This is a genomic window from Methylobacterium sp. UNCCL125, assembly GCF_900116795.1.
GTDB lineage: Bacteria > Pseudomonadota > Alphaproteobacteria > Rhizobiales > Beijerinckiaceae > Methylobacterium > Methylobacterium fujisawaense.
The window spans coordinates 101,097-125,548 of record NZ_FPBW01000012.1 but is presented as its reverse complement, the minus strand read 5'-3'; the positions used below and the strand labels follow the sequence as shown (position 1 = coordinate 125,548).

Here is a 24,452-nt window from a genome sequence, read left to right as displayed (position 1 = left end):
GCGGCCCCGAATACCCAGACTCCAGTGGGCCGGGTGCGACGCCTCAGTCTTCTGCTTGCCCCCTACAGCAGCGCGAGATCCGCCGGCTCCGCGCTCGGGAAGATCCGGCGCAGACTCGCCTGATCGAGCCCGTAGAGGCGCCGGAACAGCCCGCCGAGCAGCCCCCGATAATCGGTGAGCACCGGATAGTCCCGGTTCTGGAACAGGTGCGCCTCGTCGGCGCGCACCTGCGGTCCGGCGATCCGCCCACCCCGGACGCCGCCGCCCAGGATCCAGTAGACGCTGCCATGGCCATGGTCGGTGCCGCGGCTGCCGTTCTCCCGGAAGGTGCGCCCGAACTCCGACAGCACGACCACCACCGTGTCGGACCAGCCGGGCCCGATCTCCTCGACGAAGCCGGACAGGCCCCGCCCCAGCTCGCCGAGCCGGTCGGCGAGGTAGCCGGTGCCGGCACCCTGGTTCACGTGCGTGTCCCAGCCGCCGACATCCACGAAGCCGAGATTGAAGTTCTCGCGCATCAGGCGGCCGATCCGCCGCGCCGACAGCTCGAAGCCCTTGGGCGAGACCGCTCCGCGGTCGGCCTGACCGGCATGGTCGGAAATCGTCTGGTAGACCGCGTCGCGCACCCGGAACCCCTCGGTCACGGCGGCGGCCAGCTTGGTGTCGCTGTACATGGCGGCGATGAGGCGCGCCTGCCGGTCGTCGATGCCGGGCTTGCCGACGCCGTTGATGGCGATGTTGGGCACCGTCTCGCCGCCCCGGAAGATCAGCGGCATCTGATCCGTGAAGGCGATCGGCCGGACCCGGGTCAGCTCCGCGGCCAGCCGGGCCATGAAGCCGGAATTGTAGTCGCGGCCGGACCCGACCGTCTGGCCCATCTCGATCGTATCCTGGGTCTCGAAATGGCTCCGGGTCATGTCGTCGGTGCCGGCGAAGGGCACGAAGGCGGCCTGACCCTTGGCGTAGAGCGGCAGGAGCGTCTCGCGCAACGCCGGGTGCAGGCTCCAGTCGGCGTCGAGCGCCAGGGCGGCCTTCGGGTCGGCGGCGTCCGGCTTGGCGATCGCGAGGTTCGGCCGCGACCGGTAGTAGAAATCGCTGCCGGTGGGGATCACCACGTTGGCGGCATCGTAGGCGCCGCGCAGGAACACCACGAGGAGGCGCGCATCGGTCTTGGGGGCCGCCCAGACGCGGCCGGCCACCGTGGACAGGCCGAAAGCCGCGGCGGCGCGGATCAGGTCGCGACGGTTCATCGCATGAACTCCGGCGAGGCGAGGTAGAGGGTGTTCCAGTCCTGCGGCGAGACCGCCTGGGCGAGCGCCGCCCGCGTCGCCGCCGACAGGGTGCCGGACAGCGTCGAGAAGTAGAGCCCGTTGGCGAGCACCGGGAAGGCCGGCTCCTCGGCCTGATCGGCCAGCGTCGGCTTGAACAGGCCGGCCGAGCCCGACCCGATCTGCCGGGCGATCTCGAACCGCGTCGCGAGCTGCCCGGGGCCGCTCCAGGCGGCGGCGTCGAGGGGGTAGCCGTCCGGCGTCGACCGGTTGAACAGGCCCTCGCCGAGGCGGTTCAGCCAGCCGAGCACCGGGCCGGCGTTGCGGATCACCCTTGTGTCGTAGGCCATGCGCAGGGCGGAGAAGACGTAGCGCACCGGGTCCTTGAAGGCGCCGCCGCGCTCGGCCGTGAAGGCCGGCTCGCGCACCAGCGCCTCCATCACCGCGGCGATGTCGCCGTCGCTGCGAGTGAAGACGGCGGCGAGCCGCGCCACCAGGGCGTCGTCGGGCGGCTGACCCAGGAAGTAGGTGGCGAGCGCCCGGGAGACGTTGGTGGCGGTGGCGGGATGGCGGGCGATCAGGTCCACCGCCTCCTCGATCTCCGGCCAGCCGCGGCCCTGGATGCGGGTCCCGAGGAAGATCTTGTCGCCGTAATCGTGCCGGTTGGGATTGAACGCGAACAGGCCGTCCCGGCGGAAATCGGCGGCATGCTCGGGGCGAAGCTTCGGGGTCTCGGGCTTCATGTCGATACCGACACCACTCAGGATCCGGGCCAGCGCCTCGACATCGCCCTGCGTGTAGCCGGAGCCGACACCCATCGTGTGCAGCTCCATGATCTCGCGGGCGTAGTTCTCGTTCGGACGGCCGGCCGCGTTGGCGTCGTTGTCGAGGTAGCGCAGCATCGCCGGGTGGCGCAGGCTCGCCATCAGCAGGTCGCGGAAGCGCCCGAGCACGTGCGGGCGGATCGCGGTGTCGAGGTAGTCGCCCACGGCGGCGCGCAGGGTGGACTTGCCCTGATGCACGTTGAACCGGTTGAACCAGAACCACGTCAGCCGCTCGCGCAGCTGATCGGGGCTGTAGAGCGCCCGCAGCACCCAGACGGAGGCGGCGTTCCGCGCGGCCATGTTCAGCGCGGCCTGGAAGGCCTGCTGGGCGGCCTTCTTGGCGTCGGGGTCCTGGAGGTCCTTGAACGCCTTGGCCTGCGCATCCAGCGCCTGGGCCCGTTCGAACAGGCTGCCCGGCGGGGTCAGCGCGTCGACCTGCGCCTGAGCGGCGGGCGGCAGGCGCGATTCGGCCGGCGGATGGAGTTGGGCCTGCAGCCACCGTGCCCGCCCCTCCGCGGTGAGCTGCGCGAAGGCAGTCGGGGTGGCGCCCCAGGTCAGGGCATCCAGGAAGGCGGCATCGGCCGCGGCGGCCTGCGGCGACGCGTCGGCCGCACGGGGCCCCGGGCCCGCCCAGGCCACCAACAGACCAGCAACCAGACAACAGCGTGTTGCGGCGCGCGACATCGCAGCCTCGCGGTGCGTGGATCGGTCGGGGCAGCGTGGTGTCGTGTCCCTGTACCGTGCCTGAAAGGCGGCCCCATCATGCCGGCGTCTTTGCCAATATCGGGGCTTGCCGCTACACGATCCCGAGACCGCGCGAATGCCGCGCCGCGCACCACCACGTTCCGCCGATCCAGAGCGTTCGCTCCATGCTGATGCAGACCAAGACCGAGGCGAGGCCGGCCGATCCGGTGTCGCGGCGGCGCACCTTCGCGATCATCTCCCACCCGGACGCGGGCAAGACCACGCTCACCGAGAAGCTGCTCCTGTTCGGGGGCGCGATCCAGCTCGCCGGCGAGGTCAAGGCCAAGCGCAACCGGGTCTCGACCCGGTCCGACTGGATGGGGATCGAGAAGGAGCGCGGCATCTCGGTGGTCACCTCGGTGATGACCTTCGAGTACGGCGATTGCGTCTTCAACCTCCTCGATACGCCCGGCCACGAGGACTTCTCGGAGGACACCTACCGGACGCTGACGGCGGTCGATTCGGCCGTCATGGTGATCGATGCGGCGAAGGGCATCGAGGCGCGCACCCGCAAGCTGTTCGAGGTCTGCCGCCTCCGCGACATCCCGATCGTCACCTTCATCAACAAGCTCGACCGCGAGGCCCGCGACCCGTTCGAGCTGCTCGACGAGATCGAGAAGACGCTGGCGCTGGACGTCGCCCCGGTGACGTGGCCGATCGGCACCGGCCGCAACTTCTCGGGAACTTACGAACTCGGCGGCAACCGCGTGCGCCGGCTCGACGCCGCCGAGGATGCCGGGATGGTGGCGGTGTCCGGCCCGGACGACCCGCTGTTCGACGAGCTGCTCACTGAGGACGGAGCGGCGGACGCGTGGCGCGAGGAGGTGGAGCTGGCCGAGGGCGGCCTGAAGCCCTTCGACCTCGACGCGTTCCGCGAGGGACACCTGACGCCGGTGTTCTTCGGCTCGGCGCTGCGCAATTTCGGCGTGCGCGACCTCATCGACGGTCTCGCCAAGGTGGCCCCGCCGCCCCGCGGCCAGGATGCCGACAAGCGCCTCGTCGAGCCCACGGAGCCGCGCATGACCGGCTTCGTGTTCAAGATCCAGGCGAACATGGACCCGAACCACCGGGACCGGATCGCCTTCATGCGGGTCTGCTCGGGCAAGCTCAACCGGGGCATGAAGGCCCGGCTGGTGCGCACCGGCAAGCCGATCTCGCTCTCGGCGCCGCAATTCTTCTTCGCCCAGGACCGAGCCATCGCCGACGAGGCCTATGCCGGCGACGTGGTCGGCATCCCGAACCACGGCACGCTGCGGATCGGCGACACGCTCACCGAGGGCGAGGACCTCGTGTTCCGCGGCGTGCCGAGCTTCGCCCCCGAGATCCTGCGCCGGATCAAGCTCACCGACGCCATGAAGGCCAAGAAGCTCCGCGAGGCGCTGCAGCAGATGGGCGAGGAAGGCGTCGTTCAGGTCTTCGTGCCGCAGGACGGCAGCCAGGCGATCGTCGGCGTGGTCGGGGCGCTCCAGCTCGACGTGCTCAAGGAACGGCTCCAGGCCGAGTACGGCCTGCCGGTGGATTACGAGACCTCGCGGTTCTCGGTCTGCCGCTGGGTGTCGTCCGACTCGGAGGCGGAACTCGACAAGTTCGTCGATTCGCACGGCTCGGCCATGGCCAAGGACCTCGACGGGGCCCCGGTCTTCATGGCGACCACGGCGTTCTCGCTCCGCTACGAAGAGGAGCGCTATCCGGCGGTGCGCTTCACCGATGTGAAGGACTATCAGAAGCGGGCGGTGTGAGCCGGTCCGGAGCCCCGCTCCGACGGCGGGCGCCGCGCGTCGTCGCGCGCGGCGTGACAATCCGGCGGCGCCACGCTCATCGCGGCGGCGCTGCCCGGACCGCTGTGCCGCCCCCGCGACGCCAGGGCCGCGTCAGAACTTGCCGAGCATCGGGAATTCGACGCTCAGACTCGACTCCGAGGCGATCGGCATTTCGCGTTTGCGCGGCTTGCGGTTGAGCACCTGCTTCAGCTTCGACTTCAACACCGCCATGTCGAAGGGCTTGAGGATGAAGGCGTCCGCGCCCGCCTGGTGGGCGAGGTTGATGTCCTCGAAGTCGAAGGACGATTCGGTGAGCATGAAGGGCGTGTTCATCAGCGCGTCGTCGGCCCGGATCTCGCGCAGCAGGCTGAGCCCGTCCATCGGCTCCATATCGAGGTCGGAGATCACCAGAGCGTAGCGGCGCTGCCGCATCCGCTCCAGGGCCTCCGTCGCGCTGGTGACGCCCTCGACATCCGGGAAGCCGATGCGTGTCATCAGCATCACGATCAGCCGGAGAAGCTTCTCCTGATCGTCGACGATGAGGATCGGGGGCGTATCGCTCTCGGACATCGGCGCGGCTCAGATGAAAAGATGGTCGATGCCCTGCCGGGACATCGCGTCGGATTGGAGCGACAGGCAAAGCCCGTGGATCGCGGATGCCTTCGGCGTGCCGCGCTGGAGCATCGGCAGAAGGTTGGCCTTCGCAAACAGCGTGTCGTTGCCGGCGGTACGCTGCGCGCTCTTGAACGAGTGGACGAACTCGCGCTTGGCGATCTCGCGCCACTCGCTGATCTGGACATCCCGGTGGCGGCTGTCCGCGCTCACCCGGTCGAAGGTCTCGTGCACCGACGAGCGCTCGCCTTCGATCACCTGGCAGGCGAAATTTCCCTCGATGACCAGGAAGCTTGTGATCACCGCAAACTCGTTCTTCTTCTGGGCGGTCCGGCCGATTTCATTGATCTGCTCGGACCTCTTCGCCGGTTCGGACGACAGGTTCAGGCGTGAGAAGTAGATGATGTGGACGAGGCTCGTCCGTTTCGCCCGCATGATCCCGAGATCCGAAATCCGTATCCGTTCAGTGCTTCCGGTCAGGACGCACCGCGCGTGGCCCTGGCCCGGCCGTATCTTCGCGCGTGTGGAATAACACCGCGTAAACGCGACCCGATCGCGTCTGACCGGGCGTGGATCCCACCCGGCAGGATCTGCCGGGACCGCCGCCGCGCCCGGCGAACCCTGCCGGGTTCGGAACGCCGCGGCTCCGAAATATCAAAGACTTAGCCCTGGCATGCCGGTTGCGGCGCATCGAGCCTGCGGGCCAGAGCGGCGCGTATTGGGATCGTTCGCCATGGATCTTTTTTCCGCCCTGCAGACCTCGGTCTCCGGTCTCCAGGCGCAGTCCTATGCCATCAGCAACATCTCCGGGAACATCGCGAACTCGCAGACGACCGGCTACAAGCGCATCGACACCAGCTTCGTCGATCTGATGGCCGAGACGACGCCGAAACGCGAGGTCGCCGGATCCGTCCTGGCCCAGTCGCAGCTGACGAACACGATTGCCGGCAACGTGGTCTCGTCCAGCGTACCGACCAACATGTCGATCAGCGGCACCGGTTTCTTCACCGTGGTGCAGAAGACCGGTGACGCGAACAATTCGCCAACCTTCAGCGGCGCGAATGTCTACACGCGTCGCGGCGACTTCTCGCAGGACAAGGACGGTTATCTGGTCAACGGCGCGGGTGGGTACCTGACCGGGACCAACCTCGATCCCACGACCGGTCAGGTCACCAGCACGGGCCCCGTCAACATCGGCAACCTGACTCTTCCGGCGCAAGAGACGAAGACGATCACGTATTCGGCCAACCTGCCGGCCACGCCCACGGTGAGCGCCTCGGCTCAGCCACCCAACAGCATCGCCGGTCCCTCGATCACGGGCTACACCACGACCGGGGCACCGGTGACGATCAGCATGCGCTGGGTTCAGACGACGACGGCCGGCACCTCGCCCTCGTCGTGGGACTTGTACTACAACAGCAGCACCACCGACACGCCGTCTTGGACGCAGACCGGGCCGGCCTTCACGTTCGACTCAACCGGTAAGCTCACGAGCCCGGCCTCCACCACGCCGGTACCGCTGACCGGCGTGCAGATCGGCGACTATACCTTCTCGTCGCTCAGCCTGGATATCAGCGGCGGCCTGACCCAATACGCGGATGCCAGCGGTGCCGTGACCACCAAGGCGCTAAGCCAGAGCGGCAACAGTGCCGGCACCCTGATGAGCGTCGCCGTGGGTGAGGACGGCAAGATCAACGGCACATTCTCGAACGGTTCGGTGATTCCCGTCGCGACCGTGGGCATCTCGCAATTCGCCGATCCCGACGGGCTGAAGGCCGACGGGAAGGGGAATTATCTGCAGACGGCCGATTCCGGGCCGCCGCTCACCGGTCTCAACGGCAGCACGATCAATGGTGCCAGCATCGAGCAATCCAATACCGACATTGCCAGCGAATTTTCTAAGATGATCGTAACCCAGCAGGCGTACTCTGCGAACACGCGGGTCATGTCGACGGCGCAGACGATGATGTCTGACCTGCTGAACGTGATTCGCTGATTGAGGCCGGGGCTCGCGACGCGGAGGCCGTGATATGTCGCTGAACGCGATTTCGACCGCGACCGCGGGTTTGGCCGCCACGCAGGCGGCCATCAACATCGTCTCGCAGAACGTCGCCAATGCGGGGACTGCGGGCTACGTCAAGCGGACGGTCTCGACGGTCGCCACCGGCACCAACAATTCGGGTGTCGCCGTCGGGACGATCACCCGCAGCTTCGACGCTGCGGCCCTGAACCAGCTGCGGCTGGAGACATCGGGGGCTGCCTACACCAGCACCAAGGCCGGCATCGCCACCCAGCTCGATGCCCTCTACGGGACGCCGGGCAGTTCGACCTCCCTCGACGGCACGCTGAACACCTTCACGCAGTCGCTTCAGGAACTCGCGGCGAATCCGACCTCGGCGGCCGCCCGCACGACGGTGCTGGGCAACGCCTCCGCGCTCGCGAGCCTGATCAACAGTTCCGCCGGCACGGTTCAGAACCTGCGTACCGGCATCGAATCGCAACTGGGCAGCGATACGAGCGCCGCCAGCACGCTGCTCGCCAACATCGCGACCCTGAACGGCAAGATCCAGAACAACACCGACAGCACCACGCTGACCGCCCTTCAGGACCAGCGCGACCAGGCGATCAACAGCCTGTCCAGTTACATGGATGTCCAGACGTCCGATCAGAGGGACGGAACGGTCTCGGTGATGACTCGGTCGGGGGTCACACTGGTGGATCACGGAAACGCGGCGACGCTCAGCTTCGACGGACGCGGGATCCTCGACGCCAATTCCGCCTATTCCACCGATCCGACGCAGCGCACGGTCGGCACCATCACGGCCACGCTGCCGGGCGGCGGCAAGATCGATCTCGGCGCCCCCGGCGTGCTGCGCTCCGGGAGCTTGGCCGCCGGGATCGAACTGCGCGACCAGACCCTGCCGCAGGCGCAACGTCAGCTGGACGACCTCGCGGCTGGCCTGGCCAGCGCGCTCAGCGACAAGACCGTCACCGGCACGTCCAACGGCACGCAGACGTCCATCGACCTGACCGGCATCCAGCCGGGCAACACCCTGACCTTCCCGGTGACGGTGAACGGCACGGTGCGCAACGTCATCCTGGTCGCGTCCAACGATGACGCCACGTCAGTCCCCGCGAGCCAGACCAAGGATTCCACGGCCCTCGTCCAGACGTTCAAGATTCCGAGCAGCGGATCGGACTACGCCGGCGCGATCAACACGGCCCTCGGGAATCTCGGTCTCTCCGCCAAAGTTGCGGCTTCGGGCACCGGCGCCGCGCTGGTGATCGGGCCGGCGGCCGGGAGTTCCGACACGGTGACGTCGGCGACGGCCAACATCACCCCGATGTCGTCGGTCAGTGACCTGACCTCGGGCAACCCGTCGCTCGCCCTGTTCGTCGACGGTACGCCCAACAAGCTCTACACCGGCTCGCTCGACAATGGCTCGCAGCTCACCGGATTCGCCCAGCGCATCACGGTCAATGCCGCCCTGTCCGGAAACACGGCGGCGCTCACCCAGACGAGCGCCACCGATCCCAGCGCCTCCGGGTCACGCGCCCAGAAGCTGTTCGCGGCGCTGACCTCCACCCAGCAGACCTTCTCGTCGTCCAGTGGCATCGGCGGTGTCTCGGCGCCCTACAATGCCACCGTGATCGGCTTCGCGCAGGACATCGTCTCGACCCAGGGGGCGGCCTCCGCGAACGCCTCGGCGATCGACGACACCCAGCAGACGGCGCTCTCCACCGCCCAAAGCCGGTTCTCCGCCGGGGCGGGCGTCAATATCGACCAGGAGATGTCGAATCTGATCGCTTTGCAGACCGCCTACGGCGCCAACGCCCGGGTGCTGACGGCGGCCCGCGACATGCTCAACCAGCTGCTGCAGATCTGATCATGACGACGATCACCCCCTTCGCGGCCGGCTCGTACATCACGAATCGCAACGCCTCGCAGCTCCTGACGCTGAAGAACCAGCTCAACGACCTGTCGAACCAGCTCTCCAGCGGTCAGGTCTCGCAGACCTATGGCGGGCTCGGCTCCGGTCGCTCCACAGCGCTGGCGGCTCAGGCCACTTTGAGCGCCCTCAACGGCTATGCCAGCGGCATCACCGCGGCCCAGACCCGCACCAACTTGGCGGTGACGAGCCTGACACAGGTGGCGAGTATCGGGACGAGCACCGCGTCGACCTTGCAGAACGGCCTGCAGAGCGTGGCGGCGAACTCCGTGTCCGGCCGCGCGACGGCGCTGGCCAACCTCCAGACGGTGCTCGACACGCTCAATCAGTCGGCGGCGGGCAATTACCTGTTCGGCGGGACCAACACCGAGACCCAGCCGGTGCTCGATGCGAACACGATCCTCAACGGATCGACCGACTCGACCGGCCAAACGCTCGACGGCCTCACGGATGTCATCAACGAGCGGGTCAGCGCACAGCTGGGCACCCAGGGGAACGGCCGGCTGACGCAGAGCGCGTCGACGGCGATCCCGATCCAGGTCACGGAGGAATCGAACCCCGGGACGCGCGGCAATTTCGGCTTCACCCTCGGCAGCACCGCGACGGCCACGGGGGCTCTGACCGCCTCCGTCTCGAGCACGGTCCCGGCGACCCTGACCGTCAATCTGACGAGCGCGAGCGCTCAGCCGGCCCCCGGCGACAGCATCAGCTTCTCGCTGGTGACACCCGAGGGGACGTCCACGACCATCACGCTGACCGCAGCGACCAGCGTGGTTGCGGGCTCGAACTCCACCTTCGCGATCGGCGCCAACTCCGCCGAAACGATGAAGAACCTCTCCGATACCCTCACGAAGGCGCTGACGGGCGCGGCGAGCAGCACGCTCGCGGTGAAGGCCACCGCCGACGCGGCGACGCAGTTCTTCAGCGGGTCCGTGAACGGGGGGCCGGGCGGAAACGGCGTGATCCCCCAGCGGGTCGTCTATTCCGGAACCAACCCGGTCGGATATGCAAGCCCCGACCCGAACACGACGGTGCTCTGGTACCAGGGCGAGAACACCTACGACACGTCCAAGACGCCGCCGGAGCCGACCTCTGCGATCGACACCCAGTCGGTCCAGGTCAGCGCGACCGGCACCGTCGGCACGGGAGCGCGGGCCAACACGGCCGAGATCCAGAACGTGCTGGCGGGCTTGGCGACCATGGCCTACGCCCTGCCGACCACGAACGATGCCAGCACCTACAACACCTATCAGGCCGTCGCGACCAAGGCCGGCGGGCTGCTGGCTTCCGCCAGCCAGACCCCCAGCGTCCAGGACACGGTCACGCAACTGACCATCGCGTCGGCGCGCCTCTCGAACGCCAGTACGACCAACAAGGCCACCCAGAACACCGTCCAGAACACCCTGGACGGAATCGAGCAGGCCTCCCCCGAGGAGGTGATCACCAAGCTGCTCGACGTGCAGAACCGGCTCCAGGCCAGCTATCAGGTCACCTCGACGCTCTCCAAGCTGTCACTGGTGAACTACATCAGCTGATCGTTCACGGAGATTGGTCCCCGACCGAGCGCGGCCGGTATCCGAAAGATCCGTCTCGGCCCGAGCGACCATAGTCCTGCCGTTTTCCGGGATTGAACCGCGGCGTGCGGACGCGCCCACGCGCCGTGATTCGATCGAGGAGAGGTCGGCATGTCGCTGCCCGGACCCATCGAACTCGTCCTTCGCCTCGGGATCGCGCCGCGGATCGGCGCGATCGGGATGGTGGAACAGGCCGTCGAGGCGTATCTTGCGGGCTATGCCCATCCCGGCGAGCGCGCCATCGCCCTCGACATCCTGTTGCGCGACCTCGCCCGTCTGCGCATCCACGAGCCGGATCTCGATCCGTTCATCGGCGAGGTCGAGCAGTACATCGACCAGCTTCACCGGAATCTCGCGCGCCAGGCCGCCTGAGATGCGCGGCCGGCTCCGCATGCTGGCGGTTATGGCGGCTCTCATCGCGGCGGGCCTGTCCGGCGCCGGGACAGCCGCCGCCCTCGATCTCCGGGACCTGCCCAAGACGCCCGGACCTGTGCCGTGCCCCTCCAAGGGGCCGGGCTTCGTGCGCCTGCCGGGGAGCGGCGGCTGCATCCGCATCTCGGGCCGCGTCACGGCGGGAGCGGATCTGGGCGCGGGGCATGGCGTGGCGGCGGCGCCGGCCGTCGCCGGCCGCCTCGCGATCGACAACCGCGCGGACACGGATCTCGGCGAGGTGCGGACCTACCTTCGGATCGGCACCGGCCGCCGTTGAGGCGCGGCTCAGAGGTTGCGCGAGAGGACCAGCGGTCCGCTGCGCACGCCGCGGCCGTACGGGGAGGGGGCCGGAATCTGCCGGCCGTAGCCGGACGGCAGCTGAGCCCGGCCGATCTCCTCCGCCAGGGTCTTGATCAGCCCTTCCGATACGGTCTTGGCGCTGGCGAGCACCGTCTGGTTGGCCTCCACGGCCGCGGTGAAACGGCGATGGGCCGTGCGCAGGGCCTCGACCCCGTCGGGATGGAAGCGCTTCAGCGCGACGGCGTTCGCCTTCGCGACCTCGAGGCCCTGCATGTAGGCGGCGGCCAGCGCGGCCTTCGGCTCGGCCGCGGCGACGCCCTCCTGCAGGCGGCCCTCCCGGACGAAGGCAGCCTCCTCGGCGAGCACGGCCTCCAGGGCGGCCATGTTGCCGAGCACGCCGGCCACCAGGGCCTCGGCGGTGACCCGGTCCGCGACGCGCAGCGGTTCAGCCCTTTGCATTGGTCGCTCCATCGCTCGCCGCACCCTGCATCTTCATGATCTCACGGAAAATCGAATCGGCGATGCCGACGCCGCCGCTCTTCACGATCTGGGTCGCGTATTCCTTGGTCAGCATCGAGCGGTAGACACCGCCGCCGGTGCCGTTCTCGCCCAACGGTCCCTCGGTGCCGTCCGATTGGGTCAGCCGATCCAGGCTGTTCTCCAAGAACATCGATTCGAACTCGGTGGCGGTCTTCCAAGCCTTGGCCTTGCTGGCCGACTTGATGACCCCGTCGACGGCGCTCCCGGCGACCGAGGTCCCGATGCCGGCGGCATTGGCCGCGAGACTGGCGAGTTGCAGCATGGTTCGACCCTCCAGGTCCGGTTGATCACATCAGCTCGATGTCGGCCTGAAGCGCGCCGGCCGCCTTGATCGCCTGCAGGATCGAGATCAGATCCCGCGGGCCGACACCCAGCGCGTTGAGGCCGTCGACCAGCTCGCGCAGGCTGACACCCTCCTTGACCAGGGCGAGCTTGTTGCCGTCGCCGGTATCGACCTTCACGCCGGTGCGCGGCACCACCACGGTGCGGCCATTGGAGAGCGGCGCCGGCTGGCTCACCTGCGGCTGTTCCGTGATGGTCACGGTGAGGTTGCCCTGCGCGATCGCCACGGTGGAGACGCGCACGTCCCGGCCCATGACGATGATGCCGGAGCGCTCGTCGACGACGACCCGGGCGGTCTGGTCCGGCTCGACCTTCAGCTGCTCCACCTCGGTGATCAGCCGAATCATGTTGCCGTTGTAGCGGGTCGGGATCTGGATCGTGACGGTTGCCGGATCGGTGGGCTCGGCGGTGTCGGCGCCCATGAAGTCGTTGATCGCGGCGGCGATCCGCTTCGAGGTCGTGAAGTCGGGATTGCGCAGGGAGAGTCGCAGCGCGCGTGCGTCGTTCAGCTTGAAGGCGATCTCGCGCTCGATATTGGCGCCGTTGGAGATCCTGCCGTTCGTCGGCACGCCCCGGGTGATCTTGGCGGCATCGCCCTCGGCCGAGAATCCCGCGATCGCCACCGATCCCTGCGCCAGGGCGTAGACCTCGCCGTCGGCGCCGAGGAGCGGCGTCACCAGCAGGGTGCCGCCCTGGAGGGACTTGGCGTCGCCCAGAGACGAGACCGTCACGTCGATCCGCGTGCCCTGCGCGGCGAAGGGCGGCAGGCTCGCCGTCACCATCACGGCGGCGAGGTTCTGCGTCCGCATCGTGGCACCGCGGGTGTTGACGCCGAGGCGCTCCAGCATCGCCTGCAGCGACTGCTTGGTGAACGGGATGTTGTTCAGCGTGTCGCCGGTGCCGTTGAGGCCGACCACGATCCCGTAGCCGACGAGCTGGTTCTGGCGGACGCCCTCGATGGAGGCGAGGTCCTTGACGCGCGACAGGGCCAGCGCCGGCCCGGGCAGGGCGGCGAGCAGCAGGGCGCCCGCGACGACACCGAGCAGAAACCGGAGGGGACAGAACGCGTGACGCGGGCGCATGCCGGATTTTCGACCAAGAACGGACCTGCCGCCATCCTGCCAGGGCCGTGCCAGTCGAGCCGGTGCGGCAAGGCTTTGAAGGAATGGTATTTTTCGCTCCGGGTCCCCGGCAGCGCGTTCCGACGCACCGGGACCGAACCTGCCGACCCGGCAGCTTCTGCCGCCTCGTTTACCCGCGCTTAACCCTAGGGGCCGAGTTTCGGGTCCTGCGCGGGGGCGCTTGGAGCAACGCGAACCGGATCATGCGTGTCGAGACTCGCCAGCCGATCCAGAGTGCCGGCGGCGTCGCGGCTCCCCGGAAGCCCGAGGGGGGCGCCGGCTTCAGCCTCGGTGCGGCCCCGGCTCCCGGGACGGGGGCCGGTGCGCCGGCAGCCGCCGCGACGCTGGCCGGGCTGGACGCGGTCCTGCTTCTCCAGTCCGAGGCCGATACACCCCAGGAGCGGCGGCGGCGCTCGGCCCAGCGCGGCCGCGACCTTCTCGATGGTCTCGACCGACTGAAGGCGGCGCTTCTCGGTGGCCGCGTCGCACCGCAGGAGCTGCGCGCCATCGCCGGCCGGCTGAACGAGCGTGCGGGCCTGTCGGGAGATCCGCGGCTGGACGGCCTGATGGCCGAGATCGAGCTGCGGGCCGCGGTGGAACTCGCCAAGCTGGAGATGGCCCGGGGCGTCTGACCGGGCGTCCGCGACGGTCGGCGCGAGCAGAGGCACACCGTCCGGCGGCACCGCGCGCCGCTTCGGCCCGTCGCGGCGCGCGCGATAGCTGTTGCGTCGGACGCGAGCCCGGCCCGGCTATACCACCCGCCGCTTCGGTCCCGCCGGCAGCATCTGCGGCTCGCCCGGTCCGGTCTCGACGCCGAGATCCGGCACCGCGATGATCGGCGCACCGCGCAGGTCCTTGCGGGTGACGATGGCGCCGCGCTCCTCGAGATAGGCCAGCATCCGCCGCGCCCGGCCGCCCGAACTGGTGCCGTAGGCCTCGGCCAGCATGGTGTCGGTCGGGCAGGGGGCACCCTCGATGGCGGCCCGGGCGACCACCAGGAACAGGCCGGCGAGATCGTCCGGCAGGCTCGCCGCGATCGCCTGGGCCTGCTCCCAGCCGGAATTGTCCGCCACCGCGCCCCCGGCCTCGGCCCGCGCCACGGCGAGTCGCCGCTTGAACTCGGGCAGGCCCATCGTGTCGCCCCGTAGGCGGCGGATGCGGCAGCGGACGGTGAAGTCCTGATAGAGCGTCGCGGGCGTGCAGGCGGCGGCGTCGGCATCCGCCAGCACGGAGGCCAGAACCTCGGCGAGGGCCGCCTCGCGAGCCTCCGGGTCCATGGGCTCCTCTTCCGGCTCCTCGGCGGGCACCGGCGGCCGGTAATTGGCGAGCTGGACGAGCACGTCCGGCGCCGGAGTGGGGCGCGGCTTCGGGCGCGGGGCCAACGGCGCCACGATCTCCTCCGGGCTTGCCGTGAGGATCAGCGCGCGGGCGTCTTCCAGGGCGTCGGGCAGGGGGACGAGGACCGGCGAGGAGCTCCGGCTCACGGTCTGGGTCGGTCCGACCGCGATGGTCAGCGGGCGCCGCGACAGGGCCGGGCCAAGGGCCACGAAATGGCCGCGCGGTAGATCGCGGAACGTCTCGGCCTGCCGGCGCTCCAGGCCGAGCAGGTCGGCGGCGCGGGCCATGTCGATGTCGAGGAAGGTCCGGCCCATCAGGAAGTTCGAGGCCTCGGCCGCGACGTTCTTGGCGAGCTTGGCGAGGCGCTGCGTCGCGATGATGCCGGCGAGGCCGCGCTTGCGGCCGCGGCACATGAGGTTGGTCATCGCGCCGAGCGAGAGGCGCCGGGCCTCGTCCGAGACCTCGCCGGCCGCCGCTGGGGCGAAGAGCTGCGCCTCGTCCACGGCCACCAGCATCGGGTACCAATGGTCGCGGTCGGCATCGAACAGGCCGCCCAGGAAGGCCGCAGCGGCCCGCATCTGCCCGTCGGCGTCGAGATTTTCCAACGACAGCACCACCGAGACCCGGTGCGTCCGCACCCGGGCAGCGATGCGCTGAAGGGCGACGTCGTCGCCGTCCGCTTCGACCACCACGTGACCGTAGCGGTCGGCGAGGCTGGCGAAATCGCCTTCGGGGTCGATGATCGCCTGCTGCACGAGGCCGGCGCTCTGCTCCAGCAGCCGCCGCAGCAAATGCGATTTGCCGGAACCCGAATTGCCCTGGACCAGAAGCCGCGTGGCGAGCAGTTCGGTGAGGTCGAGGAGCGCGGGGCGCTCGCCGGTCAGGCCGAGATCGATGTCGGAACGCATAAGGCCTCATAGCACGGCCCGACGGATCCGGGTGCGCCGCCGTCGCGCTGTCCACGCTTCCCGCCATACCAGCCGTGCCGCGCCCGGCCTGGACCCGGACGCCGCGGCCCTGTACGGCCACCGGCCTCCCAGAACGAACCCGGATCTACGACACGATGGCGGCCTGCGGCCTCGACTTCGGCACGTCGAACACCACCCTCGGGCATAACGGCCCGGACGGACCGACGCTGCTGCCCCTGGAAGGCGCGCACCGGACGATCCCCAGCGCGATCTTCTTCGAACTCGGCCGGGAGCCCATCATCGGCCGGGCCGCGACGGCGGCCTATGTCGAGGGCCGGTCCGGCCGGATGATGCGCGGCCTGAAATCCGTCCTCGGCACCCCGCTCATGGATGAGGCCACACCGGTCGGCCGCCAGCGGCTGCGCCTGCGCGACGTCATCGCCCGCTATCTCACGGCCGTGAAGGAGCGCGCCGAGGCCGCCTGCGGCCAGAGCCTCGACAGCGTGGTCCATGGCCGCCCGGTCCACTTCGTCGACGGCGATCCGGAGGCGGACCGCCGCGCCGAAGACACGCTGCGGGACATCGCCCGCGACGTCGGCTTCCGGGAGGTCTCGTTCCAGTACGAGCCGATCGCGGCCGCCCTCGACTACGAGCGGCAGGTCCGGTCCGAGGAGATCGCGCTGGTCGCCGATATCGGCGGCGGCACGTCGGATTTCTCGATCGTGCGCCTCGCGCCGGAGCGCCGGGGGCGGCCGGACCGGGCCGGCGACATCCTGGCCAATGACGGCGTGCGGATCGGCGGCACCGATTTCGACCGTCAGCTCAGCCTCGGCACGGTGATGCCGCTCCTCGGCCTCGGAAGCCCGATGCGCCGGGGCGACCTGGCGGTGCCGAACGCCTATTACCACGACCTCGCCACGTGGTCGGCGATCAACCGTCTCTACAATCAGAAGACCCTGCGGGAGATCGACGAGGTGATCCGCGACGGCGCCCGGCCCGACCTGCTCGCGCGGCTGCGCGAGGCGGTGGAGGGGGAGCGCGGACACGCCCTGGCCGGGGCGGTGGAAGGCGCCAAGATCGCGGCCTCCGAGCAGGATGCGACGGTGCTCGATCTCGGCCTTCTGGAGCGCGGCCTCTCCGTGCCGGTGGATCGCGCGACCCTGTCGGCCCAGACCGGTGACCTCGCGCGGGCCGTGGCGGCCCGGATCGCGCGCTGCCTCGCGCAGGCGGAATTGCCGGCCGACCGGGTCGACGCCCTGTTCCTGACCGGCGGGTCCACCGGCCTGCCGCATCTGCGCGCCGCGCTCACGGCCGCGCTGCCCGCCGCCCGGGTGGTGGAGGGGGACACGTTCGGTTCGGTGGGGCTGGGCCTGACCATCGAGGCGGCCCGTCGCGGAGCGTGAGGCCGCACCCGGGTGACGTCGCCCGGCCCTCAGGCACTCGGCGTCGCCCGGATGACCTAGAGGGCTGCATCAACCGGGACGCTTGTACCTGAGACGGGGTTGCTGCGGCGCCGCGCTGCCGAATGGCCGCGATCGCGCGGCTGCGATTGACGGGCCGGCCCCGATCCCCGACAAGGCGGTCCCTTCCGCTCGGAGACAACGGCGGCCCATCCGGGCTCCTCCGCGCCGCCTCGCCCGATGCTGTTCAACTCCTTCGTCTTCCTCCTCGCCTTCCTGCCGGCCGCGCTGATCCTGCACGGGCTGGTGGCGCGCGCCGCGCCCGGGTGGCGGCTGCCGCTCCTCGTCGGCCTGTCCTTCGTGTTCTACGGCTGGTGGGATGTCCGGTTCGTGCCGCTGCTCGCCGGCTCGATCCTGGCGAACTGGTGCGTGGCCCGTCTCTATCGGCACAGGCCCGGCCGATGGCTGATCCCGGTCGCCATCGCCGCCAACCTCGCCCTCCTGGGGGTGTTCAAGTACCTCGATTTCGCGGCCGATCTCGCCAACCTGATCCCCGGCCTGGAGGCGCAGCGACTCGGCCTCGCCCTGCCGCTCGGCATCTCGTTCTTCACCTTCCACCACATCATGTATCTCGCCGACCTGCGGGCCGGCCGGGCGCCGAGCTTCGGGCTCGTGAAATACGCCCTCTACATCGCCTTCTTCCCGCAGGTTCTCGCCGGCCCGCTCGTGCGCTGGAGCGAGATCATGCACCAGTTCGACGAGGCGCCCTACGCGCGGCCCGACGCCGCCGAGCGCTTCGCCCGCGGGCTGATGCTGCTCACGGTGGGGCTGGCCAAGAAGGTGTTCCTCGGCGATCCGCTCGCGGAATACGTGAATCCGGTCTTCCAGGCCGCCGCCGCCGGCAAGGCCGTCACGGTGGTGGAGGCGTGGCAGGCGACGCTGGGCTTCACCTTCCAGATCTATTTCGACTTCTCCGGCTACACCGACATGGCACTGGGCATCGCGCTGCTGTTCGGCCTCGTCCTGCCCCAGAATTTCGACGCGCCCTACCGCGCCACCTCCCTGCGCGACTTCTGGCGGCGGTGGCACATGACCCTGTCGCGCTTCCTGCGCGACTACCTCTACGTGCCGATGGGCGGGAACCGCCGCGGGCTGCCGCGGCAGGTCGGGGCGCTCGCCGCCACCATGACGCTGGGCGGCCTCTGGCACGGGGCGGGCCTGACCTTCCTCGCCTGGGGGGCGCTCCACGGGATCGGCCTGGGGGCCGGGGTGCTGGCGCGCCGCGCCCGGATCGCGATCCCCGCGCCCCTCGGCTGGGCGCTCACCAGCCTATTCGTCGTGCTCACCTGGGTGCTGTTCCGGGCGACGAGCTTCGAGGCGGCCCTCGTGATCTTCAAGGGCCTGTTCGGGCTGGCGCCCAGGGGCTCGGGCTTCAAGTGGCGCACCATCGCCATCGCCGCCCTGGTCGCCACGGTCGGGCCCACCGCCTGGACTGCGGTGCACCGCCTGCCGCCGCGGCGGCTCCTCGCCTGCGGCTTCGCGCTGCTGTTCGTGCTCGTCCTGCTGAAGATCGGCGACGATGCGAACTACGAGTTCATCTACTTCCAGTTCTGAGGATGGCGCCCGCTCCCCCCACCACCGATCGGGACTGGCGTGCCTTCGTCCGCATCCTGGCCCTGTCGATGGTCGGCCTGTTCGCGGGCTATCTGGCCCTCGCGGTCGTGGTCGATCCCTACGATACCGGACGCTCGACGCTGCTGTCCCGGGGCGCCGTGCGGCCGCAGGGACCCCGCACCGCCTCGGCCATGCGCGGGCGCGATCCGGCCTATTCAGGCGTGGTGATCGGCAATTCGCATATCCAGCTGATCGAGCCGGCAGCCCTGACGCGGCTCACCGGCATTCCGTTCCTGCAGCTCTCGGTGCCGGCCACCGGTCCCTCCGAGCAGTTCGCCCTGCTCGGCTGGTATCTGAAGCACCATGCGAGGCCCGACGCGATCGTGCTCTCGGCCGATGCATTCTGGTGCGCGGACGACCCCGCCTTTCCGAGCGAGCATGGATTCCCCTACTGGCTCGTCGGCGACTGGCCCGCCTATCTGAGGGGGCTCGTCCGCTTCTCGGCCGCGCAGGAGACGGTCAACCGCCTCGGCTGGCTCCTGAATCCGCGCCACAAGACCGCCGCGGCCGACGGCTGGTGGGATTACGAGCGCAACTATCTGAGCCAGGGCTTCGGCGTCGATCCGGCCAAGAAGGCGGCCCTGGAAAAGCCGGCCGGACCCGAGCCGGAACCGCATCATGGCGGCCCGTTCCCGATCGCAGCGCGGCTGCGCACCGAGCTGGCCCGTATCCCGGCGGCGACGCCGGTCGTGGTGGTCTTTCCCCCGGTCTACGCGCGGGCCGAGCCGCCGCCCGGCAGCCCTCGGGCGCGGGCGGAGGCCGCCTGCCGGGCCGAAGTGCGCGCGGTGCTCGCGCAGCACGCCATGAGCACGGTGGTCGACTGGCGCGACGGCCGGTCCGCGGCGGCGGATCCGGACCAGTTCTTCGATCAGACCCATTACAGGCTGCCGCTCGCCCGAAGCCTCACCGCTGAAATCGCCGCCGCGATCGTACGGCTGCGGACCCGATGACAGCGTAAAAGATCTGTACCGTGGCCTGTTTGCCGCACGCGGCGATGCAGTGACAGCCGGTTACAACCCCTGCATCTGTGTGCGTTGTAGCGCTGAGGCACCTCGACTATACGGCACCTCACGTTATCGCCGCACACCGGCCATCCCCTGGTGGGCGGTTTACCATCCAGCGAGGGTGACGCATGGCGAAGGTGCAGCTGGAGGACGGCTACGTCCCGTCCGACGACGAGCCCTTCATGAATGACCGGCAGCGCGAATACTTTCGGCGCAAGCTGCTGAGCTGGAAGAACGACATCCTGCGCGAGGCGCAGGATACGCTGGTGGCGCTCCAGAGCGAGAACGAGAACCATCCCGACCTCGCCGATCGCGCCTCGTCCGAGACGGACCGGGCGATCGAGCTCCGGGCGCGGGACCGGCAGCGGAAGCTCACCGGCAAGATCGACGCGGCTCTCGCCCGGATCGAGGACGGGTCCTACGGCTTCTGCGAGGAGACCGGCGAGCCGATCTCCCTGCGCCGGCTCGACGCGCGGCCGATCGCCACCCTGTCGCTCGAAGCCCAGGAGCGGCACGAGCGCCGCGAGCGGGTCTACCGCGACGACTGAGCGCGGTCCGGCTCAACGCCGGGGCGCCGCTTTTTCCGACCGGGTGGTCTACTGCGTCAGGCGCAGCGCGCCGATGCTCGCCTGGATCGTCTGGAAGGCCTTGATCAGGTCGTCCGACGTGTTGGCGAGGAAGTATTGGTCGGCCGACGAGGCGCAGTTCTTCAACAGGGTCTGACCCGCCGCGTCGATCGGGTCGGACGGAATGCTGAATCCGATCGTGTAGATCGAGATGTTCACCGCCTTGGCGTTGCTGCACGCCTCGGCCGTCAGGGCGTCGAGGGCGGAGCGGGCCGTGTTCGCATCCGCGATGTTCTGGTATTTCGGCGGCATGCGCGGATTGGGTGTCGTGCCGTTGGCGTTCTTGAAGTAGGCGGCCGCAAAATAGAGCGATCCGGTGGGCGCGTACGGATTGGCGCTCCAGCTGTTGGTGCCGTCCGTCATCAGGATGATGACCTTGTTGATCGTCGACGCGTTCGAGCTGTTCGTGCTCGACGCGTAGGGCTGTCCGTCGGCGAAGACGCTGTTGGGCGAGAGCGTGCGCCAGCCCCACATGAACCCTTCATGGATATTGGTCGATCCCAGCGGCGCCATGTTGCTGATGAGGGTCTTCAGGGTCGATGTGTTGTTGGTCAGCCGTTGAAGCGGTTGAGTCGTGCAGCCGAAATTCGGACCGTTCGGGATGCCGAGGGGAGAGGCGGACACGGCGTCCGTCGGGTTGACGTACTTGCACGCCTGTCCGAGCGCCGTCGTGTAGGAATTGCTGTTCTGGCAGCTGCCGCCGGTGCGGTCGTCGAGGTAGCTGTTGTAGCTGTAGGCCGTCGGATTCTGGCTGCCGACGGGGAAGGGAGCGACCTGCGCACTGGCATCCCCCGGCTCGTCCGGTGCCAGGAGGGGCACGTAGTAGGAATCCTTGTTCGAGGCGGTTGGCGCGCCGTCCTGCACGTTAAGCGGGTACGACAGCGTTTCGAGGCACCCGGCCCAGCCCCAGGCGCGGTTGACGGCCTGCAGTTTGGCGAAGACGTCGAAGCGGCTCTTGAACGGCGCGGGGGGCGACTGGACAATATTGGTCCAGTGGTAGCTCGATATGCCGTTCAGATCGATCCAGGAGGCGTAGCGGTAGGCCGTCGGATCGACCGCCACGGCGCCGGCGAAGGGCACGATCGCGATCTTGGTCGCGCTGGAGAAGGCCGCGCTGGTGTAGACGTAGTCCACGAAGTTCGCCGCAGCCGACTGCACGGCCTTGAGCTTCGACTGGCCGCCGCTCGATTCCGCCATCGAACCGGTATTGTCCAGCACCAGCGCGATCTCGAAGGTCTTCGGAAGCGGGGTGGCGCATTGCGCCACGGCGCCCGGATTGATCCGCTTGGTGCCGGTGAGCGCGCCGAAGAAGGTCGTCGACAGCTTGTGCGTGGTCAGGGTGATCTTGCGGGGGTTGTTGGTGATGGCCAGAGGATCGACCACGAGGTTCGCGGTCCCCATGGCGCCGGTCATGGTCGTCACGGCGAGGGTGTTGAGGTCGGCCTGCGGCGTGGCGAGCGGCGTCTGGCAGAGGAGCAGGGCGGTGGCATCGGTCGCGGCCTGCAGCTTCGTCTCCAGCCGTGTGGCGAACCCGTAATCGATCGCCGCGCCGCCGAGCATCAGCATCGGCACGCTGAGGAACGCGAACAGCAGCGCGACGTTGCCGCCGCGATCGTGGAAGAACCGGGGTCGCCGCGGCTTGGGCGCGCTGTCAGGACGCACGATTGACCACTGTGCCATCGCAATTCGCGTGTTTGGTGTCCGGAAGGACGACCTCGGTGTACGTGTTGGCGCCATAGGCCTTTCCGCCGCGGGTCGGCCAAGGTGCACTGCTCTTGAATGTGATCGTGCCGCTGACGCCCTTGGCGAGCTTGACCAGGGTGCTGCCGATCATCGGCGCGTAGCTGATGGTGACTTCCGCCTGGACGTAGCGCATCCCCGGCGTCAGGTAGCCGTCCGGGACGGTGAGGTCGGCCGCGGATCCGGGGCTGCGCGCGGTGGCGTTGGCGTTGGCGACGCTGGAGCAGACCAGCGGAACCGGGCTCGGGTTCTTCAGGTCGACGCCCATGGCGCTGACCACGATCGTGACCTTCGACGTATCGAACGGGCGCATCACCGCCGTGGCGGAGGCGATGATGTCGTTCATCAAGGTGGGGCTGATCGGGTTCTGCGTGTCGCCCTGCGCCGTCAGATCCGCCACGGTGCGGGCGAGCTGCGTGAGCTTGCGCCACTCGTCGATGGCGTGCGCCACCTCGGTCATGCCGGCCCAGATCGCGAGCAGGAGCGGCAGGATGACGGCGAATTCGACCATCGCGCCGCCACGCCCGTCGCGCCGCAGCCGCGCTGCCTTGCGGGCTAGGACGGAGACGACGGGCATGGGCTCCCTCCGACGATCTGGTAGGGCTCGGTCCGGAACACCGCGGTAGAGGTCAGAAGGCTCGATCCCGCTGCGGAGCCGCTGGTGAATTGCCGCGTGTTCAGACCCATCAGGTTGAAGAAGGTCGGGAACGGCACCGCCGCGGTGACGATCACGATCGTCCCCGGCGAAGCGCATTTGTAGTTGCTGCCGAAGCTGGTGTTCCACGTACCCGTCGCGGTATCGATCGGCTTGGCGGCGGTGGCATTCGCGAAGCTGCTCGCCGTCGCGACGTCGATCTTGACGTTCTGGCAATTGAAGACCGTGGCGACGGGCGTGCTGGCCGGACCGCACATCCGGGTCTTCAGGGCCGCGAGCAGGATCGCCGGATCGGTCTGACCCGCCGTGTCGAGCTGGAACTGGCCGGTGAAGATCGTCCGGACCGCGTTCTGCAGGGCGCGATCGAAGTTCTGCGTCGCCCAGATCTGGAAGGCGATCTGGATGACCGCGCCGCACAGCGCGAGAAAGGGCAGCGCCACGAGGGCGAATTCCACCGCGGCCGCGCCGCTGGCGTCACGCCCCAGGCTCTTCAGCAGACAACCTGACGTCGCTTTGCTCCGCGCGCTGAAGTGTCTTCGGGCGTTCATGAGCAAGCAGATCAGTCAGACATGGCCATACAAGTCGATGTGAGGCCAAGATTTTGCAAAACTCTTAATTCGATCGGCGAGAGCTGGTTTATCCAGGGACTACTACTTTTGGTTGTATCGATGCGGGCGATCGACGAGGCGCCGTTGACCCGATTGGGTTGCGCACCAAGTTCCCTCTGCGCAAGCCCCACCGGAGACCCGCATGAGAGGCCCACCGATCGCGCTCCTGCTCGGCGCGATGGCGCTCGCGCTCGGCGCCTGTGACGCGCCGAAGCCGGGGCCGGCAGGACCTCCCGGTGCGACGGGTGACCGGGGGCCTACGGGGCCAGCGGGGCCTGCGGGCTTGAACGGAGCGACCGGGGCACGCGGTCCCACGGGCGAGACGGGTCCGGCCGGGCCGCCCGGTCCGCCGGGGCCGTCGATGAACAGCCAAGTGCGCCTGGATGTGGCCTGTCGTCGTGACGAGGAATTGATCGGTGCCTATTGCCGGGGCATGGCGGTTTTGCCGTCCGTGACACAGACGGACGGTATATCCACCGTCGGCTGCCTCGACATGACCGCCAAGGCGGCCAAGGATGCCGAGCCCGTCGCGGTCTGCATGAAGAAGCCATGAGATTCGTCGTTCCCGCTCTCCTGGCCGCGCTGGTGTCCGGTACCGCCTGTGCACAGCCCTTCGTCCCGACGGAGCGCGCGGCGATCGACCTCGTGCGCGATCGGCGCACCGCCGGCTTCACCACGGTTGGGCGGACGCTGGCCTATGCCGAGCGCGTGACCGGAGGTGCCTTCCAGTTCGGCGGGTACCGGGTCGATTATCGCCCTGACGTGCCCTTCGCCCGGGTGCGGATCTGCTATCGGCTCGGGATCGACCCGCCGAATTGCGGCCTCGCGTACCGCGTCGCGGTGAATCCCCCCCATGTCGAGCCCACCGACCGCTACGACGGCTTGGCGCGGGATCTGGAACATGGCCCGCAGGCGTTCCTCCGGGCTTTGGCCCGGGAGGCCGATCTCCAGCGGCAGCCGGACGTCCTGCGGAAGGTCCAGGCTGCGCTCGAGCCCTACAACCCCTACGACTGGCGCTGAGGGCGGGAGCGC

24 protein-coding genes are annotated in these 24,452 nt (G+C 69.0%); 13 read left to right on the top strand and 11 right to left on the bottom strand.

The window, feature by feature from the left end; all coding sequences use genetic code 11:
- Positions 1-62: 62 nt before the first annotated feature.
- Both BM396_RS14120 and BM396_RS14115 read right to left on the bottom strand, forming a co-directional pair.
- On the bottom strand, positions 63-1,250 hold the full coding sequence (locus BM396_RS14120) for a DUF1501 domain-containing protein (protein WP_043381744.1): 1,188 nt from the start codon (positions 1,248-1,250) through the stop codon (positions 63-65).
- Complete coding sequence (locus BM396_RS14115) at positions 1,247-2,776, bottom strand: DUF1800 domain-containing protein (protein WP_043381742.1); 1,530 nt, start codon at positions 2,774-2,776, stop codon at positions 1,247-1,249. Before BM396_RS14115 ends, BM396_RS14120 begins: the two co-directional genes overlap by 4 nt.
- Before the next feature lie 185 nt (positions 2,777-2,961).
- Here BM396_RS14115 and BM396_RS14110 point away from each other — a divergent pair, with 185 nt between their 5' ends.
- Positions 2,962-4,575, top strand: a complete 1,614-nt coding sequence (locus BM396_RS14110; protein ID WP_043381739.1) for a peptide chain release factor 3 — start codon at positions 2,962-2,964, stop codon at positions 4,573-4,575.
- A 132-nt stretch (positions 4,576-4,707) separates the two neighbouring features.
- On the opposite strand, the gene BM396_RS14105 is transcribed toward BM396_RS14110, so the two are convergent.
- Together BM396_RS14105 and BM396_RS14100 are read right to left on the bottom strand one after the other, a co-directional pair.
- Positions 4,708-5,166 (bottom strand): response regulator, encoded by a 459-nt coding sequence (locus tag BM396_RS14105; RefSeq protein ID WP_043352244.1) that lies wholly within the window; start codon positions 5,164-5,166, stop codon positions 4,708-4,710.
- Positions 5,167-5,175: 9 nt separating this feature from the next.
- A complete protein-coding gene (locus tag BM396_RS14100; protein WP_043352241.1) occupies positions 5,176-5,643 on the bottom strand; it encodes a BLUF domain-containing protein in 468 nt (155 codons plus the stop codon).
- 298 nt (positions 5,644-5,941) lie between these two features.
- On the opposite strand from BM396_RS14100, the gene BM396_RS14095 reads away from it, so the two are divergent.
- From BM396_RS14095 to BM396_RS14075, 5 genes are all read left to right on the top strand, one after another.
- On the top strand, positions 5,942-7,204 hold the full coding sequence (locus BM396_RS14095) for a flagellar hook protein FlgE (RefSeq protein ID WP_043352240.1): 1,263 nt from the start codon (positions 5,942-5,944) through the stop codon (positions 7,202-7,204).
- A gap of 34 nt (positions 7,205-7,238) precedes the next feature.
- The gene (gene flgK / locus BM396_RS14090) at positions 7,239-9,095 is read left to right on the top strand and encodes a flagellar hook-associated protein FlgK (RefSeq protein ID WP_043381736.1); all 1,857 of its coding nucleotides are present in this window, start codon (positions 7,239-7,241) and stop codon (positions 9,093-9,095) included.
- Between the two features lie 2 nt (positions 9,096-9,097).
- Positions 9,098-10,693: a flagellin gene (locus BM396_RS14085; protein WP_043381732.1), complete on the top strand. Its 1,596-nt coding sequence runs from the start codon at positions 9,098-9,100 to the stop codon at positions 10,691-10,693.
- A gap of 150 nt (positions 10,694-10,843) precedes the next feature.
- Complete coding sequence (locus BM396_RS14080) at positions 10,844-11,104, top strand: hypothetical protein (protein ID WP_043381729.1); 261 nt, start codon at positions 10,844-10,846, stop codon at positions 11,102-11,104.
- Between the two features lies 1 nt (position 11,105).
- Positions 11,106-11,441 (top strand): porin family protein, encoded by a 336-nt coding sequence (locus BM396_RS14075; RefSeq protein WP_043381726.1) that lies wholly within the window; start codon positions 11,106-11,108, stop codon positions 11,439-11,441.
- Positions 11,442-11,449: 8 nt separating this feature from the next.
- On the opposite strand, the gene BM396_RS14070 is transcribed toward BM396_RS14075, so the two are convergent.
- The 3 genes from BM396_RS14070 to BM396_RS14060 are packed head-to-tail and all read right to left on the bottom strand — an operon-like array spanning position 11,450 to position 13,428.
- Positions 11,450-11,923: a hypothetical protein gene (locus BM396_RS14070; RefSeq protein ID WP_043352231.1), complete on the bottom strand. Its 474-nt coding sequence runs from the start codon at positions 11,921-11,923 to the stop codon at positions 11,450-11,452.
- A complete protein-coding gene (locus BM396_RS14065; RefSeq protein ID WP_043381723.1) occupies positions 11,910-12,266 on the bottom strand; it encodes a rod-binding protein in 357 nt (118 codons plus the stop codon). The genes BM396_RS14070 and BM396_RS14065 overlap by 14 nt, the downstream gene beginning before the upstream one ends.
- A gap of 25 nt (positions 12,267-12,291) precedes the next feature.
- On the bottom strand, positions 12,292-13,428 hold the full coding sequence (locus tag BM396_RS14060; protein WP_043352227.1) for a flagellar basal body P-ring protein FlgI: 1,137 nt from the start codon (positions 13,426-13,428) through the stop codon (positions 12,292-12,294).
- Between the two features lie 242 nt (positions 13,429-13,670).
- On the opposite strand from BM396_RS14060, the gene BM396_RS14055 reads away from it, so the two are divergent.
- Positions 13,671-14,099, top strand: coding sequence for a flagellar assembly protein FliX (locus BM396_RS14055; RefSeq protein ID WP_043381720.1), 429 nt, complete (start codon positions 13,671-13,673; stop codon positions 14,097-14,099).
- A 117-nt stretch (positions 14,100-14,216) separates the two neighbouring features.
- Here the strand turns inward: BM396_RS14055 and BM396_RS14050 are convergent, their stop codons facing one another.
- Positions 14,217-15,713, bottom strand: coding sequence for a helicase HerA domain-containing protein (locus BM396_RS14050; protein ID WP_043381719.1), 1,497 nt, complete (start codon positions 15,711-15,713; stop codon positions 14,217-14,219).
- 155 nt (positions 15,714-15,868) lie between these two features.
- On the opposite strand from BM396_RS14050, the gene BM396_RS14045 reads away from it, so the two are divergent.
- From BM396_RS14045 to dksA, 4 genes are all read left to right on the top strand, one after another.
- Positions 15,869-17,116, top strand: coding sequence for an Hsp70 family protein (locus BM396_RS14045; protein WP_043381716.1), 1,248 nt, complete (start codon positions 15,869-15,871; stop codon positions 17,114-17,116).
- 237 nt (positions 17,117-17,353) lie between these two features.
- On the top strand, positions 17,354-18,727 hold the full coding sequence (locus tag BM396_RS14040) for an MBOAT family O-acyltransferase (RefSeq protein ID WP_043381714.1): 1,374 nt from the start codon (positions 17,354-17,356) through the stop codon (positions 18,725-18,727).
- Between the two features lie 2 nt (positions 18,728-18,729).
- Entirely contained in the window at positions 18,730-19,737 is a 1,008-nt protein-coding gene (locus BM396_RS14035) for a hypothetical protein (RefSeq protein WP_043381712.1), read from the top strand.
- Positions 19,738-19,919: 182 nt separating this feature from the next.
- On the top strand, positions 19,920-20,339 hold the full coding sequence (gene dksA, locus BM396_RS14030) for an RNA polymerase-binding protein DksA (protein ID WP_012322444.1): 420 nt from the start codon (positions 19,920-19,922) through the stop codon (positions 20,337-20,339).
- Between the two features lie 48 nt (positions 20,340-20,387).
- Here dksA and BM396_RS14025 read toward each other — a convergent pair whose 3' ends face one another.
- From BM396_RS14025 to BM396_RS14015, 3 genes are read right to left on the bottom strand one after another with little or no spacing between them, the layout of a single operon-like run.
- Entirely contained in the window at positions 20,388-22,097 is a 1,710-nt protein-coding gene (locus BM396_RS14025) for a TadE/TadG family type IV pilus assembly protein (protein ID WP_043346221.1), read from the bottom strand.
- Entirely contained in the window at positions 22,069-22,734 is a 666-nt protein-coding gene (locus BM396_RS14020; protein WP_043381709.1) for a TadE/TadG family type IV pilus assembly protein, read from the bottom strand. The genes BM396_RS14025 and BM396_RS14020 overlap by 29 nt, the downstream gene beginning before the upstream one ends.
- Positions 22,713-23,360: a TadE/TadG family type IV pilus assembly protein gene (locus BM396_RS14015; protein ID WP_078947025.1), complete on the bottom strand. Its 648-nt coding sequence runs from the start codon at positions 23,358-23,360 to the stop codon at positions 22,713-22,715. The genes BM396_RS14020 and BM396_RS14015 overlap by 22 nt, the downstream gene beginning before the upstream one ends.
- Positions 23,361-23,781: 421 nt before the next feature.
- On the opposite strand from BM396_RS14015, the gene BM396_RS33325 reads away from it, so the two are divergent.
- Complete coding sequence (locus BM396_RS33325; RefSeq protein WP_244538877.1) at positions 23,782-23,973, top strand: hypothetical protein; 192 nt, start codon at positions 23,782-23,784, stop codon at positions 23,971-23,973.
- The gene (locus BM396_RS14005; protein WP_043381705.1) at positions 23,970-24,440 is read left to right on the top strand and encodes a hypothetical protein; all 471 of its coding nucleotides are present in this window, start codon (positions 23,970-23,972) and stop codon (positions 24,438-24,440) included. Before BM396_RS33325 ends, BM396_RS14005 begins: the two co-directional genes overlap by 4 nt.
- Positions 24,441-24,452: the final 12 nt, after the last annotated feature.

Bases quoted from the DNA above. Each gene is read 5' to 3' on its own strand.
- BM396_RS14005 (WP_043381705.1), top strand. From the start codon at position 23,970: ATGAGATTCGTCGTTCCCGCTCTCCTGGCCGCGCTGGTGTCCGGTACC.
- dksA (WP_012322444.1), top strand. From the start codon at position 19,920: ATGGCGAAGGTGCAGCTGGAGGACGGCTACGTCCCGTCCGACGACGAG.
- BM396_RS14060 (WP_043352227.1), bottom strand. From the start codon at position 13,428: ATGCGCCCGCGTCACGCGTTCTGTCCCCTCCGGTTTCTGCTCGGTGTC.
- flgK (WP_043381736.1), top strand. From the start codon at position 7,239: ATGTCGCTGAACGCGATTTCGACCGCGACCGCGGGTTTGGCCGCCACG.
- BM396_RS14095 (WP_043352240.1), top strand. From the start codon at position 5,942: ATGGATCTTTTTTCCGCCCTGCAGACCTCGGTCTCCGGTCTCCAGGCG.
- BM396_RS14085 (WP_043381732.1), top strand. From the start codon at position 9,098: ATGACGACGATCACCCCCTTCGCGGCCGGCTCGTACATCACGAATCGC.
- BM396_RS14105 (WP_043352244.1), bottom strand. From the start codon at position 5,166: ATGTCCGAGAGCGATACGCCCCCGATCCTCATCGTCGACGATCAGGAG.
- BM396_RS14070 (WP_043352231.1), bottom strand. From the start codon at position 11,923: ATGCAAAGGGCTGAACCGCTGCGCGTCGCGGACCGGGTCACCGCCGAG.
- BM396_RS14100 (WP_043352241.1), bottom strand. From the start codon at position 5,643: ATGCGGGCGAAACGGACGAGCCTCGTCCACATCATCTACTTCTCACGC.
- BM396_RS14110 (WP_043381739.1), top strand. From the start codon at position 2,962: ATGCTGATGCAGACCAAGACCGAGGCGAGGCCGGCCGATCCGGTGTCG.
- BM396_RS14080 (WP_043381729.1), top strand. From the start codon at position 10,844: ATGTCGCTGCCCGGACCCATCGAACTCGTCCTTCGCCTCGGGATCGCG.
- BM396_RS14120 (WP_043381744.1), bottom strand. From the start codon at position 1,250: ATGAACCGTCGCGACCTGATCCGCGCCGCCGCGGCTTTCGGCCTGTCC.
- BM396_RS14045 (WP_043381716.1), top strand. From the start codon at position 15,869: ATGGCGGCCTGCGGCCTCGACTTCGGCACGTCGAACACCACCCTCGGG.
- BM396_RS14015 (WP_078947025.1), bottom strand. From the start codon at position 23,360: ATGAACGCCCGAAGACACTTCAGCGCGCGGAGCAAAGCGACGTCAGGT.
- BM396_RS14075 (WP_043381726.1), top strand. From the start codon at position 11,106: ATGCGCGGCCGGCTCCGCATGCTGGCGGTTATGGCGGCTCTCATCGCG.
- BM396_RS33325 (WP_244538877.1), top strand. From the start codon at position 23,782: ATGAACAGCCAAGTGCGCCTGGATGTGGCCTGTCGTCGTGACGAGGAA.
- BM396_RS14040 (WP_043381714.1), top strand. From the start codon at position 17,354: ATGCTGTTCAACTCCTTCGTCTTCCTCCTCGCCTTCCTGCCGGCCGCG.
- BM396_RS14035 (WP_043381712.1), top strand. From the start codon at position 18,730: ATGGCGCCCGCTCCCCCCACCACCGATCGGGACTGGCGTGCCTTCGTC.
- BM396_RS14055 (WP_043381720.1), top strand. From the start codon at position 13,671: ATGCGTGTCGAGACTCGCCAGCCGATCCAGAGTGCCGGCGGCGTCGCG.
- BM396_RS14050 (WP_043381719.1), bottom strand. From the start codon at position 15,713: ATGCGTTCCGACATCGATCTCGGCCTGACCGGCGAGCGCCCCGCGCTC.
- BM396_RS14065 (WP_043381723.1), bottom strand. From the start codon at position 12,266: ATGCTGCAACTCGCCAGTCTCGCGGCCAATGCCGCCGGCATCGGGACC.
- BM396_RS14020 (WP_043381709.1), bottom strand. From the start codon at position 22,734: ATGCCCGTCGTCTCCGTCCTAGCCCGCAAGGCAGCGCGGCTGCGGCGC.
- BM396_RS14025 (WP_043346221.1), bottom strand. From the start codon at position 22,097: ATGGCACAGTGGTCAATCGTGCGTCCTGACAGCGCGCCCAAGCCGCGG.
- BM396_RS14115 (WP_043381742.1), bottom strand. From the start codon at position 2,776: ATGTCGCGCGCCGCAACACGCTGTTGTCTGGTTGCTGGTCTGTTGGTG.